Genomic DNA, 18,836 nt, shown 5'->3' with positions numbered 1-18,836 from the left:
CGCCGCCTCATTCCGCCCTGTGAACAGGAAGTGAACGTGACCTGGCCTACATCGCCGTACGCCGCTCAGGCGCGCAGGTGCAGCTTCGCGTGGTCCGGGTCGTCGACGACGAAGGGGCGCGGCGCGCGCGGCAGCCAGGTGTGGGTGACGTAGTCGACGACGTGCTCGCCCTCGGGCGCGTTGATCTCGGTGACGCCCTCGGGGACCTCACCGTTGTTGAGGGCGTTGAAGACGAGCCACTCGCGCCGCTTGCGGCGGTTGCGGACGCTGGTCGCGAACGACTCCGGGTTGGTCCAGTGGGCGAACTCGTCGCCGTCGAGATACTTCAGCTCGACGACCAGCCCCTGCGGCAGCGCGAACTGCCGTGTCTCGGGCGGGGTCGTGCGGATCTCCCACTCCGGCGCCTTGGAGTAGACGAAGTCGGGCGTCATCGGGAAGCCCCACTCCTCGATGTTGCGCAGCCCGAGGTCGAGGAAGGCGCGCCGGTCGGACTCGATGTAGAGCCCGTGGCGCGGGAAGCGGATCACGGCCTCGGCGGTCCCGACCTGCCAGGAGAGGTCGGCCATCGACACCTCGCCCTCGGTGGTGAGGACCATGTCGCCGTCCCACTTCCACGAGTAGCGGGTGCGGACGTGGGAGAAGCACCAGTTGTAGAAGTAGGCCAGCGAGTGGACGCTGCGCTCGGGCACGGCGAGGTGCTCGGCGCCGGCGCGGGCCACGTCGAAGGGGTAGTGCTTCAGCGTGAACTTCTCGCTCACCCCGTGTTCCGCGGCGACCGCGAGGGCGGCCTCACCGGTGCCGTCGGTCGAGTTGTTGTCGACGAGCAGCACGTGGTCGCAGGCCCGCAGCAGCGGCGGCAGCACGAACCTCATCGACTCCGCCTCGTTCTTCACCCGGAGCACGGCGGTCGCCCCACGCTTCAGCGCGCCCTGGTTCCAGGGCCACACGATGTCGAAGTCGGTGTGGCCCTCGACGTTGCTCAGGCCGTGCCCGGCGCCGACCGGGACGCTCACGCGTCTCCCGCCGCCGGCTCCGAGGCCCGCTCGCGGCCCAGTGCCTTGCGCACCCCGCGGCGTACGGACGGCGGGATCTTCGCGCGGACGTCGTGGGGGATCTTGTCGGCCAGGCCGCTCGGCTCGGGCGCCTCGACCTCGGCGGCCGTGCGGGCCCCGGCGATGCGGGCGGCGACGACCGATGACTTGCTGATCGCCTCGGCCTCCTCGTAGAGGTCGGTGTAGGCGTCACGCAGCTCGTCGAGCGTGGCGTGCACCGACGCGACGTCACCGTCGGGGTTGGCGAGCTTGTTCAGCTCCTCCCACGTCTGCCCGGTCAGCTCGTGCAGGCGGGGCGGCAGTGCGAGGTCGTCGAGGGACGCGGTCACGCGACGCAGCGTCGGGTCGATGAAGCGGTGCACCTCGCGGATCAGGTCGCTGCGGGTGTGCACGATCGATTGCAGGTCCAGGGTCTGACCGACGTGCATCGTCGTCTTCACCCAGTCGGTCAGCAGGTCCTCGTAGCGCACGAACACCCGCGCCGAGCCGGCCTCCTCGCGGGTCGCCCGCTCGGTGTGGAGCAGCATGTTGAGCCAGCTCGCCGCGAGGTGGGCGGAGCCGAGCTTGTTGGCGTAGTACTTCTGCTTGCTGCCGACGACCTCGGCCGGCGGACGCAGCATCGTCACGAAGACCGGCGTGGCGCCGGTGCGGATGGCGGCCACCCGCCACAGGCCGAGGAACCAGCTCAGCCGCGGGTCCTTCACCACCAGCTCGGGGTGTACGGCGAAGTGTGGCTCCAGCCAGTCCGCGACCCGGATCCTGGCGGGCTCGCGGGTGGAGATGCGACCCGTCTCGAACCACGCGCTCGGGCGCGAGTCGCTCACCTGGACGCCGGCCTCCTTGAGCAGGCGGTCGTGCAGGTCGACGGCCCACTGCGGCTCGGAGAAGCCACGCGGGTTGGACGCATCGGCCGGCACCTCGGGCAGCGGCACGTGCATGCCGAGCTTGCTGGCGATCCCCGCCATCGTGGAGGTGCCACTGCGGCCTGCACCCGCGACGAAGAGCACCTTCCGCGGGACACCGTCGGGGTTCATCTCGTCGATCGCACGCGCCTGAGCAGTCACGGCGGGGAGCCTACTAGGGTGCCCGTCCATGGGGTTCCTGCGGCGGCGGCGTGAACCGGGCATCTCGGTGGTCGTCCCGGCCTACGGCGTCGAGGCCTACCTCCCGGCCTGCCTCGACTCGCTGCTCGCGCAGACCTGGACCGCCTGGGAGGCGGTCGTCGTCGACGACGGCTCCCCCGACAGCAGCGGAGAGATCGCCGATTCCTATGCCGCCCGCGACCCGCGGATCCGGGTCGTGCACGTCGAGAACGGCGGGCTCGGGTCGGCACGCAACGTCGGGGCCGCCCACGCCGGGTCCGAGCTCCTGACGTTCCTCGACTCCGACGACGTGCTGCCGCCGTCCGCGCTGGCGACCCTCGTCGGCACCCTCGTCGAGTCGGGCTCCGACTTCGTCACCGGCTCGATCGTGCGGTGGGAGAGCGACGGGCTGCACGAGCCGCCGTGGATGCGGCGGCTGCACCCGCGCGCCCTCGGACTGCGGGTCGCGGACCGGCCGGAGATCCTCGGCGACGTCTTCGCGTGGAACAAGGTCTTCCGCCGCTCCTTCTGGGACGCGGCGGACCTGGGCTGGCCCGAGGGCATCCGCTACGAGGACCAGCCGACGACGACGCGCGCCTTCATGAGCGGCACCTTCGACGTCGTCCCCGACATCGTCTACCACTGGCGCATCCGCGACGACGGCTCCTCGATCACCCAGCAGCGCTCCTCCCTGCGCGACCTCACCGACCGCTGGGAGACCAAGCGGATGTCGTACGCCGCTGTCCGCGCCGGCAGGGACGCGACCGTGGAGTCGGTGTTCGTCGACCGGGTGCTCGCCGGCGACCTGTGGCGCTACTTCCTCGAGATCCCCGGCGCCTCCGACGAGTGGTGGGCACTGCTGCGCGACGGCGTGCGGGAGTTCTGGGGCGAGCACTCGCTGGTGCACTCCGGGCTCCCGCCCGTGCACCGGCTCTGCGGCTGGCTGGTCGAGCAGGGCCGGCGCGCCGACGCCGCCGCCCTGATGACGTGGGCCGCGGCTCTCACCGGCCCGGCGCCACAGACGACGGACGCGGCGGGCCGACACCTCGACGTACCGCGCGAGGTGCTGGAGCTGTCGGGCGTCGACGCCGCCGCGCTCGCGCTGCGTGACTTCGAGATCCGCTGACCCTTGGTTTCGACACGGCGCTGGCGCGCCTGCTCAACCAGCGGGAACAGCGCAGCGAGGAGCGTGTCGAAACCAAGGGCTTGAACCTCAGAGCAGGCCCTCGGCCTCCAGGAACTCGCTCGCGATGTCGGCCGGCTTCTGGCGCTCGACGGAGATCTGGCCGTTCAGCTCGGTGAGCTTCTCGGTCGTGAGCGCGGCCATCAGGTCGTTGAGCACGTCCTCGACGTCCGGGTTGTCGGCCAGCCAGTCGGAGGAGACGGCGGGGACGAGGTTCTGCGCCGGCTGGATCTGCTTGTCGTCCTCGAGCAGCACCATGCCCTGCGACTCGAGCGTGCCGTCGGTGGTCGAGGTCAGCCCGAGCTGCGACTCACCGTCGGCGACCGACTTGAAGACGTCGGCGGACGCGAAGCCCAGCGGCAGGAACTCGGTGACGTCGATGCCGTAGTCCTCGGTCAGGCCGGCGCCGCAGTCGGTGCGCTCGGCGCAGTCCTCGGCAGCAGCGACGACGACCTCCTTGCCCTCGAGGTCGGAGAGCTTGGTGACGCCCTGCGATTCGGAGAACTCCTTCGTCACGAAGAAGGCGTTGGTGTCGACCGCAGCCGACGGGTCGAGCAGGGTGATGCCCTTCTCCTCGAGCAGCGGCGCGGCGGCCTCGACGGACTCGTCGGCGTCGGGCGTGGTGAGCGGCTCGGCATCCGGACCGTTGACCGTGGTGTTGAGGTAGTCGACGATTCCGCCGACGTACTCGGGAACGAGCTGCACGGAGTCGGGGAACTGTCCCTCGGCCATGTAGACGTCGCGCGTGCCGACCAGCTGGACGGACACGTCGTAGCCCTCGGCCTCGAGGAGCTGCTCGTACATCGCCGAGACGATCTGCACCTCGCCGAAGTCCTGGCCGGAGATCTTGACCGAGCCCTTGTCCCCGCTCGCGGAGTCCGAGCCGTCCTCGGCGAGGTCGTCGCCGGCGCACGCAGCGCCGAGCAACACCGTGCTGATGGCCAGCGCACTCGCGGCAATCCGTCGTAGCTGCATGTCATTCACCTTCTGTGTCCCGCGGCCCCGTGGCCACGCGTGTCCGGTCCTGCTCACGTGGTCGCGAGCAGCTGGTCCTGCTTCTTGGCCGTGCTGGTGCGCGGGAGTGGGTCGACGGCGCGCTGCGCCATGGACGCGAGCACCTCCAGGACCATCGCCACGACCGCGACAACCACGGCCCCGGCGATTCCCTTCCCGTAGTAGCTGTTGGCGAAGCCGTCGGTGATGATCCGGCCGAGGCCCGGGCCGGCGACCAGCGCAGCGATGGTGGCCGTGGCCCAGACCTGCACGAGTGCGAGGCGTACGCCGCCGGCCACGAGCGGCAGGGCCAGCGGCAGCTCGACCTGGCGGAACTGCTGCCACGACGTCATGCCCATGCCGCGCGCCGACTCCTTGACGTCCTCGCCCACCTCACGGACCGCGACGTAGGCGTTGGTGATGATCGGCGGCAGCGCGAACAGCGTGAGCGCGATCAGGGTGGCGATGCCGGCCCGCCCGAACGGGCCGAACGTCGAGACCCCCGGCCAGTCGGCGGTGACGAGCAGCGCGAGCAGCGCGAAGGTCGGGATCGCCCGGCCCACGTTGGAGATGTTGATCGCCAGGAAGCCGCCCCGGCCGAGGTGTCCCAGCCACAGCGCCAGCGGCAGCCCGATCAGGATCGCCAGGGCCAACGCCGTGCCGGTGAGCAGGAGCTGCTGCACGAGCAGCTCGAGGATGCCGCCCTTGCCCGACCAGTTGGCCCCGTCGGTGAGGTAGGCCCACATGTCTGCGAAGACGCTCATGAGGAGACCCCCGTCCGCGTCCAGGGTGTGACGAGTCGCTGCAGGCCGACGATCAGCACGTCGAGCAGGACCGCGATCGCCACGCACAGCAGGCAGGCCGCGAGCAGCTCGGCCTTGAAGTTGGTGGTGACGCCGTCGGCGATCAGGTTGCCGAGGCCGCCGTTGGCGACGAGGGTGCCAACCGTGGTGAGCGCGACCGTCGAGACGGTGGCGACGCGCAGGCCGGCCATCATCACGGGCAGCGCGAGGGGCAGCTCGATCCGGAACAGCTGCGACGCGGCGCCGTACCCCAATCCGCGTGCGGACTCTCGCACCTCGTCGGGCACCGAGCGCAGGCCGTCGAGCATGCTGCGGACCAGGATCGTGAGGGCATAGAGCGCGAGGCCGATGACCACCGTCGTCGCGGTGATGCCGGTGAAGGGCACCAGCAGCGGGAAGAGCGCCAGCGACGGGACGGTGTAGAGCGCCGTCGACACGCCGGTGATGGCGGTCTCGAGGCGCTGTCGCCGGCGCGCCAGCAGCGCGAGCGGGAAGGCGATCAGGATGCTCAGCGCGATCGCCGTGACCGTGATGACGAGGTGTTGCGTGGTCGCATCGACCAGCTCGTCGCGATAGTCGGTGAAGTAGGCACCGCACCACCAGTCGTTGACCGTGCGGTTGTAGCAGCTCGGCTCCGCCGCGGGCAGGCCCCTCGCGAGTAGGGTCACCGCATGGACGCTACCGCCTCGGGCGCCGGATCCACGTCAGCCTCGTCGTCGGAAGAATCGATGATCCAGCTCCAGGGCGTGGGCAAGACCTATGCCAACGGCACCGTCGCGGTGCACGAGCTCGACCTCGACGTACGCCGCGGCGAGATGGTCTGCCTCGTCGGCCCGTCGGGCTGCGGCAAGTCCACGACGCTGAAGATGATCAACCGGCTGATCGAGCCGACGACGGGCCGGATCATCCTCGACGGCCGCGACGTCACCGACGTCGATCCCGTCCAGCTGCGACGCGGGATCGGCTACGTCATCCAGCAGATCGGGCTGTTCCCGCACCAGAAGATCATCAACAACGTGATGACCGTGCCGTTGCTGTACGGCGAGTCGAAGGCCACCGCCCGGGCGCGCGCGCTCGAGCTGCTGGAGACCGTCGGGCTCGAGCCCGGGCAGTACGCCGATCGCTACCCCCACCAGCTCTCTGGCGGCCAGCGCCAGCGCGTCGGGGTGGCTCGAGCACTCGCGGCCAACCCGCCCGTGCTGCTGATGGACGAGCCCTTCGGCGCCGTCGACCCGGTGGTCCGCACCAAGCTGCAGGACGAGTTCCTCCGGCTCCAGCGCGACCTCGGCAAGACCGTCGTGCTGGTCACCCACGACATCGACGAGGCCGTCCGGATGGGCGATCGCGTGGCGGTCTTCGCCGTCGGCGGCCGGCTCGCGCAGTACGCCACCCCGATGGAGCTCCTCGCCCGGCCGGCCGACGACTTCGTCGCCGACTTCGTGGGCTCGACCCGCGGGCTGCGCCGGCTCACCGTCACGCCGCTGCGCGAGGAGCACCTCGAGCCGATGGACGGTGTCAGCGGCGGCCAGCTCGGCGCCGCCATCGACATCGACTCGTCGCTGGAGGAGGCGCTCGCCGCGCTGCTGCGTGACGACAAGGCGATGATCGGGGTCAAGCGCGGGGCCCGGTTCGTCGGCGTGCTGACGCCCAACGGAGTGCACCAGGCCCTGCGCGACTCCCTGCGCTGACCGCCCGAGGGGCTACGGGCCGGTGATCAGCCCGTTGGTCGAGGGCTGGTAGGGGTTGAGGCCGTGGTCGATGGCGTACTGCTTGAGGTAGCCGTCACGACCGAGCACCTTGATCCGCTCGGAGATCTTGGCCGCCTCCGCCTTCTCGACCGCGACCTGCGCCTCGGCTGCCTTCACCTGCGCGGCTGCCTCGGCCTCCTTGGCCTTCGCCTTGGCGACCGCCTCCTGCTGGGCGACGAGGGCAGCCTTGACCGACTCCGGCGGGACGGGCTTCTGCAACGTGATCGCGAAGTCGGTGAAGAACTCCTCGTCGCCGTCGATCTGGCGCCCGACGAGCTCGGGCATCTGCTCGAGCACCTCCTGCTCCCACTTCGCCTTGACGGCCGGGTCGGTGTAGAGCTCGGTGTAGGTGTAGTTCTGGCTGGCGCGGTCGATCGCGGTCTCGAGCGGGCGGCTGAGGTAGACGCTCAGCATCTGCAGCCAGCCCGCGGAGCCGTTGCCGTCGGTGGTGTCCATGTAGGCGGCGTAGCGGTTGCCGATGAGGTCGTGGAACTTCTGCAGCGTCTTGCAGTCCGTGTTGAGCAGGAACGCCGCGACACCGTCGACGCTCATCTCGATGCCGTCCTTGCTGACGAAGGTCACCATCGGCCGGTCGCCGCCCTCGCCGAAGACGTAGTTGCGCTGGCTCTTGGGGTAGGAGTAGTGCTTGTCGCCCGGCCCGTCCCAGGCGCGCGTCGAGCTGGACACGCAGTCCTGGAAGCGACGCGGGGTGAACGCCCCGTCGCTGTAGTGCAGCGCCACCTGGTCGGGACCGGTGGACACCGTGGTGGGCCGGATGAAGATCAGCATCGCCAGCAGCAGCACGGCGATCGCGCCGAGCCCCACGAGGGACTTGGCGGCCTTCGATGCGCGCGACGAAGTGGCAGGTGTGGTCATGGTTCCCCCGTGATCGAGCTCAGGCCGCGGTGCGGCGCAGTGTGTCGATGATGATGACAGCAAGGTCCGGCTCGGCGCCGCGGTGCTCACGCGCGATGCCCAGCAACCGCTCGGTGGTCGACTGGACGTGGGCCGGCGAGCCGTAGTCGACGTCGCGGCTGGCGTCGATCAGGGCGTCCGCGAGGGCCGGCGAGATCTCCAGGTGCTGGTAGGCCAGGTCGACCGCCTCGCGCACCCGCGCGGCGCGACCCGACTCCAGGGCCCGGGCCTGCTTGTCCCCGCGCGAGTCCAGGACGAGCACGCCGGCGACGACAGTGACGGCCACGACGACGATCGCCAGCACGAGCACAAGCACGATGCCGTTCACGAGCCGGCCTCCTCGACCGGGACGTCCTTGTGCCAGGACTCGGTGGTGTACTTCGTGCCCCAGCCCATGGAGACGTACAGCCCGTCGGCGCCGGTCGGTGAGTCCGCATCGACCTCCAGGCCGACACGGTCCCGGCCACGGGCCGCCGCGTCGGCGATGATCGTGTGCAGCAGGCCCTTGGCAACGCCGCGCCCGCGGGCCGACTCCAGCACGCCGAGGTAGGAGACGTAGGAGCCGTCCGGCCCCTTGCTCGCCTCGCTCACGGTACCGACCAGCGCACCGGCCGGCTCGCCGTCGATCTCGGCCAGCCACCAGTGGTCCCAGCGGTGACCCGGGTCCTCGCGGAGCCGGTGGATGAACTCGTGGAAGGTCTCCTCAGCGGAGTTGAAGTGGTCGGTGAACGCGCCCTCGAGCACGTCGTGGACCGCCCGGAGGTCGGCCTCGTCCGGCATCCCGCCGGCCTCGCGCCGTACGAGCCGGAAGTGCACGCCGTCCTTGCTCCACCCGAGCGGGTCGGGGACCAGCTCCACCTCGTCGGCGATCACCGAGCGGCTCATCTGCCACCACGTGCGGACCTTGGTGAAGTCGGCGGCGGCCAGCCAGGCGTGCTGGCGCTCGTCGTCCTGGAACGCGCCGGTGTCGATCTGCTGGACGGCCAGGCCGCGCTCGGCGCCGACCTGCCGGGCCTGGGCGTGCGCCCACTCGGAGAGGACGTCGGAGCACGTGCGGGCGATCTTGTCGGGCAGGGTGCGATCGACGATGTGGACGTAGAGCATCCGGCCCACGGCACGGTCGTGCACGCTGCCCCAGGCCCGGATGAGGCCCTCGTCGTCGCGGACCACGAGGTTCTCGCGCATCTCGAGGCCGTGGACCTCGACCAGCACGTCGTCCTCGGAGCCGGTCGCCCAGCCGCGGCCGGCGCGCTCGTGGGCTCGCAGCAGGTCGGTCAGTCGCTCCACCTGGGCCGGGTCGTCGCCGTCGACGGTGCCGGCCTCCCAGCCTCGTGGAAGGCCAGGATCCTCGGGGAGAACTTCAGCAGGGTCACTCTCGAACCGGTTGTCCTCAGGGATCACATCGATCGATTGTGCCCTAGTGCGAGCCGAGCGGGTCAGGCGGAGTTGGCGCGCTTGTTCGATGCGGCGTGCCAGGAGTCGAGCTCGGCGCGGAGCACGTCGAGCTCTGCCTCCAGCTCGGAGACGAGCACGATCGCCTCGGCGGCGCGCTCCTCCGAGCTGCTCAGCGAGCGCTCGAGGCCTTGGATCGTCTCGGCGCCCTCGACGCGGGCGCGCTCGGCGAGGTCGGCGCGGCGGGCCTCGTTGTTGACCTTGCGGGTCTGGTCGGCGACCTGGCGCTGCGCGGTGCTGAGAGCGACCTCGAGGCCGGCGATGACCTCCTCGCGGGCGGTGATCTTGCGGCGCATGTCGAGCGCGAAGTTCATGTTCTCGGCCGTACGGCGCTCGGTGAGCGCGGTGTAGGCACGCGCCTGCTCGGCGCGGTCACGAGCCGCCTCGACGCGGGCGTCGGCGAGCTCGGAGTGGGTGATCTTGGTGGCGGCCGCGCCCAGGACGACGGCGAGGACGGCAGCGACGGTGATCAGCAGCGCCGAACCTGACACGACAGCACCCATCACCGACACAGCGGAGAGCGCCAGCAGTGCGACCGCCACACTCAGGCGGGTGCTGCGCTGGCGACGGCGCGCAGTCGTGCGGGACGACTGTGACTGCTGGGGCTGAAGGGAAGACATGTGGTCAGGCTAGGGCTCCTCGTCCCCCGAAGGGACGCGACACGCGCGTTCGAGCGCGAGTGAGGCGAGCATCATGAGCAGGCCGCCCAGGGCGGCGACCCCGCAGCGGAGCAGTCGCTCGTCGGCGAGCTCGGAGGCGTCTCCGAGCCAGGTGATGGCGTAACCGGCATAGCCGCCGGCCGCCAGGGCCCCCACCAGGGCACTGGCACGCGCGAGCACCAGCCGGTTGACGGCGCGGTTGTCGGGCAGTCGCTGGCGGCGGACCTGGACGGTCTGCCAGGTGTGCCAAGCGACGTAGGCCAGCACGGCCGCCACGAAGACGAGTGCCAGCGCCTGCACCCACGTGACGAAGGGGGCGGTGCCGCTGAGCCGGACGACGACCGGTCGCAGCAGCCAGCCGAAGACCAGGCCGATCACCGCCGCGATGGCCAACGACGCGCCCGTGGTGGGGCGCAGGTGGCCGTCCGGCGGGGCCGGGTCGGGCGTCACTGGACCTCGATCACCAGATCGTCGCGCTTGGTGATGCCGGAGGCGTCGAGGTCGGCGAGGAGCTCGACGATCGGGCCGCGGTCGGGGAACACCGCGTCGGGCTCGAGATCGTGCCACGGCTGCAGCACGAAGGCCCGCTCGTGGGCGCGCGGGTGGGGCAGGCGCAGGAAGTCGTCGTCGGCGCGACGGTCGCCGACGACGATCAGGTCGACGTCGAGCGTGCGCGGGGCGTTGCGCACCTCGCTGCGCTCCCGGTCGAAGGCGTCCTCGACGGCCAGGGCGCGCTCCATCAGGCGGGCGGCCGGCAACGTGGTGTCGGCCAGCACGATCGCGTTGAGGAACTGCGGGGCGTCGTCGGGCGCGTCGACGGCGTCGGACTCGTAGACGGGCGAGACGCCGGTGACGAAGAAGTCAGGGGTGTCGGCCAGGGCGTCGACGGCACCCTGCAGTGCGGCGAAGCGCTCTCCGAGGTTGGACCCGAGAGCGACCACCACCCGGCGGATCGGGTGCATCTCCCCGGTGAGGGAGTCGGCATCCACGATGTTGGGGTTGGGGGTCTCGGTCATTGGTGGCCCTCGTTGTCTAGGGGGTGTGTCTGGTGATCGTGAGCGCGACATCGGCGAACGTCGCCTCAATCGGTGCATCCGGCTTGTGAATCGTGACGCGGGCCCATTCAACACGACCGTCCGCGAGGCACACGTCCGCGATGCGCTGGGCCACCGTCTCGATCAGATCCACGGGATCGGACTCGACGGCGGCCTTGACCCGCGCCACGAGGCTTCCGTAGTCGACGGTGTCCTGCAAGTCGTCGGAGGCCGCCGCGGGCGCGGTGTCGAGACCGAGGGTGAGGTCGATCACGAAGGTCTGGCCCTCGCGCCGCTCGAAGTCGAAGACACCGTGGAAGGCGAAGCACTCCACTCCGGTGATGCTCAGCTCGTCGGTCACGAGACACCACCTTGCCGGATGCCACCGACACCGCTGACACCGGACCCGTCGCCGGCGAGCGCATCGACCACGGCGAGGGCGTCGCAGGTCGCCCGCACGTCGTGCACGCGCAGGCAGTCGACCCCGCGCTGCGCCAGCAGCGCGACCAGGGCGACGTGGGCGAACTCCCGCTCCCCCACCTCGCGCGGTGTGCCGTCGGCGAGCAGAGAGCCCAGGAACGACTTGCGGCTGGCGCCGATCAGCAGCGGCCGCCCGAGCGACTCGAGCGACTCGAGCCCCCGCAGCAGCTCCCAGTTGTGCTCGGGCAGCTTGGCGAAGCCGAGGCCCGGATCGAGCAGCACCCGCTCCGGGTCGATGCCCGCGGCCACGATCGCGTCCAGGCGCGCGCCGAGCTCGCGGCGTACGCACTCGACGACGCCGTCCGGGCCGTAGTCGGTGAAGTCCTGCATCGTCGTGGCGTGGGCGCGCCAGTGCATCGCGACGTACGTCGCCCCGCTGGCCGCCACCACCTCGAGGATCCCCGGATCGGCCAGCCCCCCGGAGACGTCGTTGACGATCTGCGCGCCGGCCTCCAGCGCCGCTGCCGCCACCGAGGCGCGCATGGTGTCGACGGACACCACTGCCCCCTCGGCGACCAGCCGGGTGATGACCGGGACGACGCGGTCGAGCTCCTCGTTGACCAGCGGGCGGGTCGCGCCCGGCCGGGTCGACTCGCCGCCGATGTCGAGCAGGTTGGCCCCGTCGGCCAGGAGCTGACGACCGTGCTCGACGGCACGGTCGGCGTCGGCGTACAACCCTCCGTCGGAGAACGAGTCGGGCGTGACGTTGACGATCCCCATCACGCGGGGACGAGTCATCGTCGGGAGTTGATCAGCGCCATTGCCTCGGCGCGGGTGGCCTGGTCGGTGAGCATCGTGCCGCGGACGGCACTGGTGATCGTGCGGGCGCCGGCCTTGCGGACGCCGCGCATGGTCATGCAGAGGTGCTCGGCCTCGATCACCACGATCACGCCGCGCGCGTCGAGGATCTCCATCAGTGCGTCGGCCACCTGGGTGGTGAGGCGCTCCTGGACCTGCGGACGCTTGGCATAGACGTCGACCAGGCGGGCCAGCTTGGACAGCCCGGTGATCTTGCCGCTCTCGGCCGGGATGTAGCCGACGTGGGCGACCCCGGTGAAGGGCACGAGGTGGTGCTCGCACATCGACCACAGCTCGATGTCGCGCACCAGCACCATCTCGTCGTGACCGATGTCGAACGTCGTGGTGAGCACGTCCTCCGGGCGCTGGCGCAGGCCCTGGGTCAGCTCGGCATAGGCCCGCGCGACCCGGGCCGGCGTCTCCAGCAGCCCCTCGCGCTCCGGGTCCTCGCCGATGGCCGCGAGCAGCTCGCGGACGGCAGCCTCCGCACGCGCGTGGTCGTAGTCGGGGATCTCGCGCTCGTCGAGGCTGATCGGATCGGTCATCGTCGCGGGTCCGTTCAGGCCGGGGGTGCAGGAGGCTCGGTGTCGCCCGGCAGGTCACCGTGCGTGTCGCCACCCGAGCCCGGCGGCGTGAGGATGACGCCACCCTCGCGACCGGACGCCAGGGCACCCGCAGCGGCGCGGTCACGGATCTCCTGCGGGATCTCCACGGGCGGGATCGTGCTGGGCGTGCGCGCGTCGGAGCCGGTCCACGCCGGACGGTCGGGGTGCAGGCGCAGCGGGACGAAGATCTCGGCGATCTCGGCCTTGTCCAGGGTCTCCTTGTCGAGGAGCTCCAGCACCAGTGCGTCGAGCACGTCGCGGTTGTTCTCGAGGGTGTCGAAGGCTTCCTGGTGGGCCGTGGAGAGCAGCTTCTTCACCTCCTCGTCGATGATCGCGGCGACCTCTTCGGAGTAGTTGCGCTGGTGGCCCATGTCGCGGCCCATGAACGGCTCGGAGGAGCTGTCGCCGAGCTTGATCGCGCCCAGGCGGTCGCTCATGCCGTACTGCGTGACCATCGCGCGGGCGAGGTTGGTCGCCTTCTCGATGTCGTTGCCGGCGCCGCTGGTGACGACGTGGAAGATCAGCGCCTCGGCCGCCATCCCGCCCAGCATGTAGGCGAGCTTGTCGAGCATCTCGCTGCGCGTCTGGCTGTACTTGTCCTCGTCGGGCAGCACCATCGTGTAGCCCAGCGCACGACCGCGCGGCAGGATCGTCACCTTGTGCACCGGGTCGGTGCCGGGAAGCGCCGCGGCGACGAGGGCGTGGCCGCCCTCGTGGTAGGCCGTGATCAGCTTCTCCTTCTCGCTCATCAGGCGAGTGCGTCGCTGCGGACCGGCGATCACGCGGTCGATGGCCTCGTCGAGGCTCTCGTCGGTGATCAGCTTCTCGTTCTGGCGCGCGGTGAGCAGCGCGGCCTCGTTGAGCACGTTGGCGAGGTCGGCACCGGTGAAGCCGGGCGTACGGCGAGCAACGCTGAGCAGGTCGATGTCGGCCGCGATCGGCTTGCCGCGCGAGTGCACCTTCAAGATCATGTGCCGGCCGTTGAGGTCGGGGGCGTCGACGGCGATCTGGCGGTCGAAGCGGCCCGGGCGCAGCAGCGCCGGGTCGAGCACGTCGGGCCGGTTGGTCGCGGCGATCAGGATGACGCCGCCGCGGACGTCGAAGCCGTCCATCTCGACGAGGAGCTGGTTGAGGGTCTGCTCGCGCTCGTCGTGACCGCCGCCCATGCCGGCGCCGCGGTGGCGACCGACGGCGTCGATCTCGTCGATGAACACGATGGCGGGAGCGTTCTCCTTCGCCTGCTCGAACAGGTCGCGCACGCGGGAGGCACCGACGCCGACGAACATCTCGACGAAGTCGGACCCGGAGATGGAGTAGAACGGCACGCCCGCCTCACCCGCGACAGCGCGGGCGAGCAGGGTCTTGCCGGTGCCGGGCGGGCCGTAGAGCAGGACGCCCTTGGGGATCTTGGCGCCGACGGCCTGGAACTTCGCCGGCTCCTGGAGGAACTCCTTGATCTCGCCGAGCTCCTCGATCGCCTCTTCACAGCCGGCGACGTCCGAGAACGTCGTCTTCGGCATGTCCTTGGTGATCAGCTTGGCCTTGGACTTGGCGAACTGCATGACGCCGCGGCCACCGCCCTGGGCCTGGTTCATCAAGAAGATGAACAGCAGCACGATCAGCGCGAACGGGAGCAGGGTGACGAGCAGGGAGCTGAGCAGGCTGGGCTGCGGGTTCTCGGAGTTGGACTCCTCGATGGTGCCCGTGTCGACCTGCTCGTCCACCAGCGCGAGCAGGCTCTCCTGCTGGCCGTCGATGTAGTGGGTCAGCACCTTGTCGCTGCCCTCGCGGGTGCCGTCGTCCAGGGTCGCCTGGATCTCCTGGTCACCGTCGATGAAGGTGATCTCCTTGACGTCGCCGTCCTTGATCCAGGTGCTCAGCTCGGACGTCTTGACCTCGTCGTACCCGCCGTTGGGTGCGAGGTACTGGATGGCCAGCAGGACGCCGAACATGGCCAGCACCATCCACAGCCAGGGGCCCTTGAATATGCGCTTCACTTGCATCTTTCGCCAGGGGTGATCAGGAGTGACGCGACGCTACCTCGTCGCGGCCAGCCTGTGGTCTTGGTGGTGCCAGTCGTGCTTACGCAGGCATTGTTTCAGGCGGGGTGAAAGCGAGGCGCCGCTCAGGAGTAGACGTGGGGGGCCAGCGTGCCGATGTCGCGCAGGTTGCGGTACTTCTCGCGGTAGTCCAGGCCGTAGCCCACGACGAACTCGTTCGGGATGTCCCAGCCGACGTACCTCGGCTCCACCGGCATGCTCAGCGCCTCCGGCTTGCGGAGCAGGGTGGCGATCTCGACGCTGGCCGGGCTGCGGCTGCCGAGGCTATTGACCAGCCAGCTCAGCGTCAGCCCGGTGTCGATGATCTCGTCCACGATCAGCACGTGCCGACCGGTGATGTCGGTGTCGAGGTCCTTGAGGATGCGCACCACGCCGCTCGACTTTGTGCCCGAGCCGTAGGAGCTGATCGCCATCCAGTCCATCTCGACGTGGCGCGGCAGCGCCCGCGACAGGTCGGCCATGACCATCACCGCACCACGGAGCACGCCCACCATCAGCAGGTCCTGGCCCTCGTAGTCGGCCGCGATCTGGGTCGCCATCTCAGCCAGCCGCGCCTGGATCTGCGCTTCGGTGAACAGCACGTTGACGAGGTCGTTCTCCACGTGGGCTGACTCCATGGCGTCAGCGTAGATGCACGCCGGCCTCTCGTCGCCACGGGTCCGTGCGGCGTACGACGCTCCTGCTCGCAATCGCCTCCCGATGGATTTCCACTCCTGCGAGTGGAAGTTCATCCGGGGGTGAGCGTGGGAGGGCCGATCCTGACCTGCATTTCCACTCGAGCGAGTGGAAATGCATCGGTGGGTACGGCGACGCGCGGGCGGCGCAGCCGTCAGGCCGCGGCAGCCTGCCCCGGGAAGTGCGGGCGCCAGTCGTCGCTCGGCCGTTCGGGCAGACCAGGCAGGCCGCGGGCGGCCAGCAGACGGAACACCCGGTCGACGGTCTCCTCCGGCCTCTTGTAGACCCCACCGGCCACCACCACGAGGATGCGCCAGTCATCGTCGTCGATGGCCTCGCGACGCTCGAGATCGCTCTCCCACTGCTCGATGCGTTCGACGTGATGGCGCCCGTCGTACTCCACGACGACGCGCACCTCTGGCCAGCTCAGGTCGTAGCGCCTGATCTCCATGCCGTCCTCGTCGCGGATGCTGACGTTGACCACCGGCTCGGGCAGCCCGGCCAGCACGACCAGCATCCGCAGCCGCGACTCCATGGGCGAGTCGACACGGGCGCGCACCCAGCGAGCGGCTTGGCGCGCCAGGAGTCCGGCCCGACCGGTCGCCTTCTTCGCGGCTCGCTTGAGCTGGCTGATGCGGACGCCCTGCCGACGCACCATCCAGTCACCGGCGACGACGAGCTCGACCAACGGGAGTTCCTCGGCGAGCTCGACGAACAGGTCCGTCAGCACCGAGACACGCACACCATGGACGACGGCCACGTCCGCTCCCGGGCGGTGATGGGTCGTCACGCCCCGTCGGCGCAGCCGGTGGGCGTCCGCAGAGACGGTGACGTGCTCGCCCGGTCGTGTGCTGACCGGCACCCGCCAGACACGCGCCGCTGAAGCATGGGAGGCGAAGGCATCGTCGAAGTAGCAGGCGAGGGCCGCCTTGACCCGCAGCAGGGCAGAGTCCGGAACCTCCGCCGACACGATGATGCCGTGGAGCAACCGGCGGAAGGCCGGCGAGTCGACGTACGACCGGGAGTAGCCGGCACGCAGGGCCCGGAACCGTGGGAACGGCTCACGAGGGTCGAAGGGACGGTTGCGGTGCATGTCAGCAGGATGCCGCTGACCGGCCCGACCGCGTCGAGGTTATCCACAGGTGTCGTGGAGGGGCTCCGGCCTCCCGTGCCAGCCCCTCCTGAACTTCCACTCGTGCGAGTGGAAATCCATCGGGGGCTGAGCGTGGGAGCGCCGAGCGAGCCCTGAACTTCCACTCGTGCGAGTGGAAGTTCAGCCGGGGACTCAGGAGGGGGCGGTCGGAGCCGGCTCGAGGACGAGCAGAGCGTCACGGCGTACGGCGCGCAGGTGGCCCGGGAGGTCGATCCACTTCTGCCCCCGCCAGTCGGTCAGGAGGGCGTCGACGGCGAGGACGTGCTCGTGGAAAAGCTCGGCGGGCGGGGCTCCGGCAGCGAGGGCGGCGGAGCGGATGACCCGGCGGCGCAGCGCCGGCGGCTGGGCGGACAGCAGCGGGATCGTAAGTCCGTGCGGACCGGCCACCTGCGCCAGGACGGAGTCAGCCAGTGAGTCGAGCAGCGCCATGTCGTCGCGGAGCTGGTCGGCGGTCCGGGCGAGGGTGCGGGCCACGCCCGGCCCGAGCTCGTCCTCGAGGAGCGGCAGGATCGTGCGGCGGACGCGCACCCGCGTGAACGCCGGGTCCGAGTTGTGGGGGTCCTCCCACACCGTGAGGCCCTCGACCTGGCAGGCGGTGACGGTGTCGTCGCGGCGTACGTCGAGGAGCGGGCGTGCGAAGACGTCGAACCCGCGCCGCATGCCGGCCAGGGAACGACCGCCCGAGCCGCGGGTCAGGCCGAGCAGCACCGTCTCGGCCTGGTCGTCGAGGGTGTGGCCGAGGAGCACGACCGCGGCGGAGAGCCGAGCGGCGACCTGCTCGAGCACGGCGTAGCGCGCCTGCCGGGCGGCACCCTCGGGACCGATCCCGGTCGCAGAGACCGTGACGATCGCGGTCAGAGTCTCGTCGGCACCCATCGCGGCCATCTGCTCGACGACGCGCTGGGCCTGGGCGTCCGAGCCCGGCTGGAGCCGGTGGTCGACGGTCACCCCGACGACCCGCAGCGACCTCTTGTGCCCCTCGAAGAGAGAAGCGGAGAGCAGCGCCAGCGAGTCGGCTCCGCCGCTGCAGGCCACCACCACGGTCGCGCCGGGGTCGAGCGGGTCGAGCACGGCGCGCACACCTCGGCGTACGACCGCGAGAGACGGGTGGAGGGTCACAAGACGCGGGTGATCCAGGCGTCGGGGTCGCCGATCTCGGACTTGGACGGGAGGTTCTCGGGGCCGGCCCAGACGGCGTTGAACTGCTCCATGCCGACCTTGTCGACGATGTGGTTCACGAAGGTGGCGCCGTCGCGGTACTGCGCCATCTTGGCGTCGAGGCCGAGCAGCCGGCGCAGGATGCGGTCGAGGGTGCCGATGCCCTTGCGGCGCTCGTTGAAGGACGCGCGGATCGCGTCGACCGAGGGGATGACGGTGGGTCCGACGCCGTCCATCACGACGTCGGCGTGGCCCTCGAGCAGCGACATGACGCCGGTGATCCGGTCGAGGATCGCGCGCTGCTCGGGGGTGCTCATCATGTCGATCAGGCTGCCGCCACCACCCCGGACGGCCTCGGAGACGCGACGGACGGCGTCCTCGGCGAGTCGGGTCGGCTCGACGCTGTCGGTCAGCGCCATCATCTCGGAGTGGAGGTGGTCACGCATCCACGGCACGGCCGTGAACTGCACGCGGTGGGTCTCCTCGTGCAGGCAGACCCACAGGCGGAAGTCGCTCGGGTCGGCGCTGAGCTCGCGCTCGACGTGCACGATGTTGGGCGCGACGAGCAGCAGCCGGCCGGACGGGTCGTGGAAGGGGTCGAACTGCCCCAGCACCTTGGTGCCGAGGAAGCCGAGCAGCAGGCCGACCTCGGCGCCGGTGACGCGGGAGCCGATCGCCAGCGAGAGCCCGGACGGGGCGCCCTTCTTCGCCGACAGCTTGGCGACCATCGGCTCGATGATCTTGGCGAAGCCGTCGGCGTTGGCCTGCACCCAGCCGCGCCGGTCGACGACCAGCACGGGCGCGGTGTGCTCGGCCGCGACGAGGCCGGTGAACTCGCGCACCAGGCCGGTGGAGCGGTCGGCTCCCGCGCGCAGCTCCGCGACGGCGGCGGCCGCGTCGTCGGGGGACACCTCGGGCCCGTCCCCCGCCACCTTGGCGCCGAGGTTCACCGCGAAGTCCCAGTCGACCAGTCCACTCATGCCGCG

Annotated in this window: 21 protein-coding genes; 2 read left to right on the top strand and 19 right to left on the bottom strand. The window is 70.5% G+C overall.

Annotation, left to right across the window (positions count from 1 at the left end; all coding sequences use genetic code 11):
* Positions 1-65 precede the first annotated feature (65 nt).
* Both C9J87_RS00645 and C9J87_RS00640 read right to left on the bottom strand, forming a co-directional pair.
* Positions 66-1,013 (bottom strand): glycosyltransferase family 2 protein, encoded by a 948-nt coding sequence (locus C9J87_RS00645; RefSeq protein ID WP_010831430.1) that lies wholly within the window; start codon positions 1,011-1,013, stop codon positions 66-68.
* A complete protein-coding gene (locus C9J87_RS00640; RefSeq protein WP_010831429.1) occupies positions 1,010-2,116 on the bottom strand; it encodes a sulfotransferase family protein in 1,107 nt (368 codons plus the stop codon). Before C9J87_RS00640 ends, C9J87_RS00645 begins: the two co-directional genes overlap by 4 nt.
* A 28-nt stretch (positions 2,117-2,144) precedes the next feature.
* Between C9J87_RS00640 and C9J87_RS00635 the strand changes: the two genes are divergently transcribed.
* Complete coding sequence (locus C9J87_RS00635) at positions 2,145-3,260, top strand: glycosyltransferase family 2 protein (RefSeq protein WP_107704475.1); 1,116 nt, start codon at positions 2,145-2,147, stop codon at positions 3,258-3,260.
* A gap of 87 nt (positions 3,261-3,347) precedes the next feature.
* On the opposite strand, the gene C9J87_RS00630 is transcribed toward C9J87_RS00635, so the two are convergent.
* From C9J87_RS00630 to C9J87_RS00620, 3 genes are read right to left on the bottom strand one after another with little or no spacing between them, the layout of a single operon-like run.
* The gene (locus C9J87_RS00630; protein WP_107704474.1) at positions 3,348-4,292 is read right to left on the bottom strand and encodes an ABC transporter substrate-binding protein; all 945 of its coding nucleotides are present in this window, start codon (positions 4,290-4,292) and stop codon (positions 3,348-3,350) included.
* A 53-nt stretch (positions 4,293-4,345) separates the two neighbouring features.
* Positions 4,346-5,074, bottom strand: a complete 729-nt coding sequence (locus tag C9J87_RS00625; RefSeq protein WP_107704473.1) for an ABC transporter permease — start codon at positions 5,072-5,074, stop codon at positions 4,346-4,348.
* Positions 5,071-5,781: an ABC transporter permease gene (locus C9J87_RS00620; protein WP_198652187.1), complete on the bottom strand. Its 711-nt coding sequence runs from the start codon at positions 5,779-5,781 to the stop codon at positions 5,071-5,073. The genes C9J87_RS00625 and C9J87_RS00620 overlap by 4 nt, the downstream gene beginning before the upstream one ends.
* Positions 5,782-5,784: 3 nt before the next feature.
* Here C9J87_RS00620 and C9J87_RS00615 point away from each other — a divergent pair, with 3 nt between their 5' ends.
* Positions 5,785-6,801, top strand: a complete 1,017-nt coding sequence (locus C9J87_RS00615) for an ABC transporter ATP-binding protein (RefSeq protein WP_107704472.1) — start codon at positions 5,785-5,787, stop codon at positions 6,799-6,801.
* Positions 6,802-6,813: 12 nt separating this feature from the next.
* On the opposite strand, the gene C9J87_RS00610 is transcribed toward C9J87_RS00615, so the two are convergent.
* The 14 genes from C9J87_RS00610 to C9J87_RS00545 all read right to left on the bottom strand — a co-directional run bounded on the left by C9J87_RS00610 (position 6,814) and on the right by C9J87_RS00545 (position 18,830).
* On the bottom strand, positions 6,814-7,737 hold the full coding sequence (locus C9J87_RS00610) for an SPFH domain-containing protein (RefSeq protein ID WP_107704471.1): 924 nt from the start codon (positions 7,735-7,737) through the stop codon (positions 6,814-6,816).
* 19 nt (positions 7,738-7,756) lie between these two features.
* Entirely contained in the window at positions 7,757-8,104 is a 348-nt protein-coding gene (locus tag C9J87_RS00605) for a hypothetical protein (protein WP_107704470.1), read from the bottom strand.
* The gene (locus C9J87_RS00600) at positions 8,101-9,177 is read right to left on the bottom strand and encodes a GNAT family N-acetyltransferase (RefSeq protein WP_232819794.1); all 1,077 of its coding nucleotides are present in this window, start codon (positions 9,175-9,177) and stop codon (positions 8,101-8,103) included. Before C9J87_RS00600 ends, C9J87_RS00605 begins: the two co-directional genes overlap by 4 nt.
* A 35-nt stretch (positions 9,178-9,212) precedes the next feature.
* A complete protein-coding gene (locus C9J87_RS00595) occupies positions 9,213-9,848 on the bottom strand; it encodes a hypothetical protein (RefSeq protein WP_107704468.1) in 636 nt (211 codons plus the stop codon).
* A gap of 9 nt (positions 9,849-9,857) precedes the next feature.
* The gene (locus tag C9J87_RS00590) at positions 9,858-10,337 is read right to left on the bottom strand and encodes a DUF3180 domain-containing protein (RefSeq protein ID WP_107704467.1); all 480 of its coding nucleotides are present in this window, start codon (positions 10,335-10,337) and stop codon (positions 9,858-9,860) included.
* Positions 10,334-10,903 carry a 2-amino-4-hydroxy-6-hydroxymethyldihydropteridine diphosphokinase gene (gene folK, locus C9J87_RS00585; RefSeq protein ID WP_010831373.1) on the bottom strand — a complete coding sequence of 190 codons (570 nt, stop codon included), beginning with the start codon at positions 10,901-10,903 and terminating at the stop codon, positions 10,334-10,336. The genes C9J87_RS00590 and folK overlap by 4 nt, the downstream gene beginning before the upstream one ends.
* A 16-nt stretch (positions 10,904-10,919) precedes the next feature.
* Positions 10,920-11,282: a dihydroneopterin aldolase gene (gene folB / locus C9J87_RS00580; RefSeq protein ID WP_107704466.1), complete on the bottom strand. Its 363-nt coding sequence runs from the start codon at positions 11,280-11,282 to the stop codon at positions 10,920-10,922.
* The gene (gene folP, locus C9J87_RS00575) at positions 11,279-12,139 is read right to left on the bottom strand and encodes a dihydropteroate synthase (protein WP_107704465.1); all 861 of its coding nucleotides are present in this window, start codon (positions 12,137-12,139) and stop codon (positions 11,279-11,281) included. The genes folB and folP overlap by 4 nt, the downstream gene beginning before the upstream one ends.
* Complete coding sequence (gene folE, locus C9J87_RS00570; protein ID WP_010831370.1) at positions 12,136-12,744, bottom strand: GTP cyclohydrolase I FolE; 609 nt, start codon at positions 12,742-12,744, stop codon at positions 12,136-12,138. The genes folP and folE overlap by 4 nt, the downstream gene beginning before the upstream one ends.
* Before the next feature lie 14 nt (positions 12,745-12,758).
* A complete protein-coding gene (gene ftsH / locus C9J87_RS00565) occupies positions 12,759-14,807 on the bottom strand; it encodes an ATP-dependent zinc metalloprotease FtsH (protein ID WP_107704464.1) in 2,049 nt (682 codons plus the stop codon).
* A 122-nt stretch (positions 14,808-14,929) separates the two neighbouring features.
* Positions 14,930-15,481 carry a hypoxanthine phosphoribosyltransferase gene (gene hpt / locus C9J87_RS00560; protein ID WP_036491889.1) on the bottom strand — a complete coding sequence of 184 codons (552 nt, stop codon included), beginning with the start codon at positions 15,479-15,481 and terminating at the stop codon, positions 14,930-14,932.
* Positions 15,482-15,693: 212 nt separating this feature from the next.
* Positions 15,694-16,632, bottom strand: coding sequence for a hypothetical protein (locus C9J87_RS00555; RefSeq protein WP_107704463.1), 939 nt, complete (start codon positions 16,630-16,632; stop codon positions 15,694-15,696).
* 192 nt (positions 16,633-16,824) lie between these two features.
* A complete protein-coding gene (gene tilS, locus C9J87_RS00550) occupies positions 16,825-17,811 on the bottom strand; it encodes a tRNA lysidine(34) synthetase TilS (protein WP_107704462.1) in 987 nt (328 codons plus the stop codon).
* Positions 17,808-18,830: a zinc-dependent metalloprotease gene (locus tag C9J87_RS00545; protein ID WP_107704461.1), complete on the bottom strand. Its 1,023-nt coding sequence runs from the start codon at positions 18,828-18,830 to the stop codon at positions 17,808-17,810. The genes tilS and C9J87_RS00545 overlap by 4 nt, the downstream gene beginning before the upstream one ends.
* Between the last annotated feature and the right edge of the window lie 6 nt (positions 18,831-18,836).

The organism is Nocardioides allogilvus, assembly GCF_003047285.1.
GTDB lineage: Bacteria > Actinomycetota > Actinomycetes > Propionibacteriales > Nocardioidaceae > Nocardioides > Nocardioides allogilvus.
The sequence above is the reverse complement of the archived record's forward strand: the minus strand, read 5'-3'. Positions and strand labels throughout refer to the sequence as shown.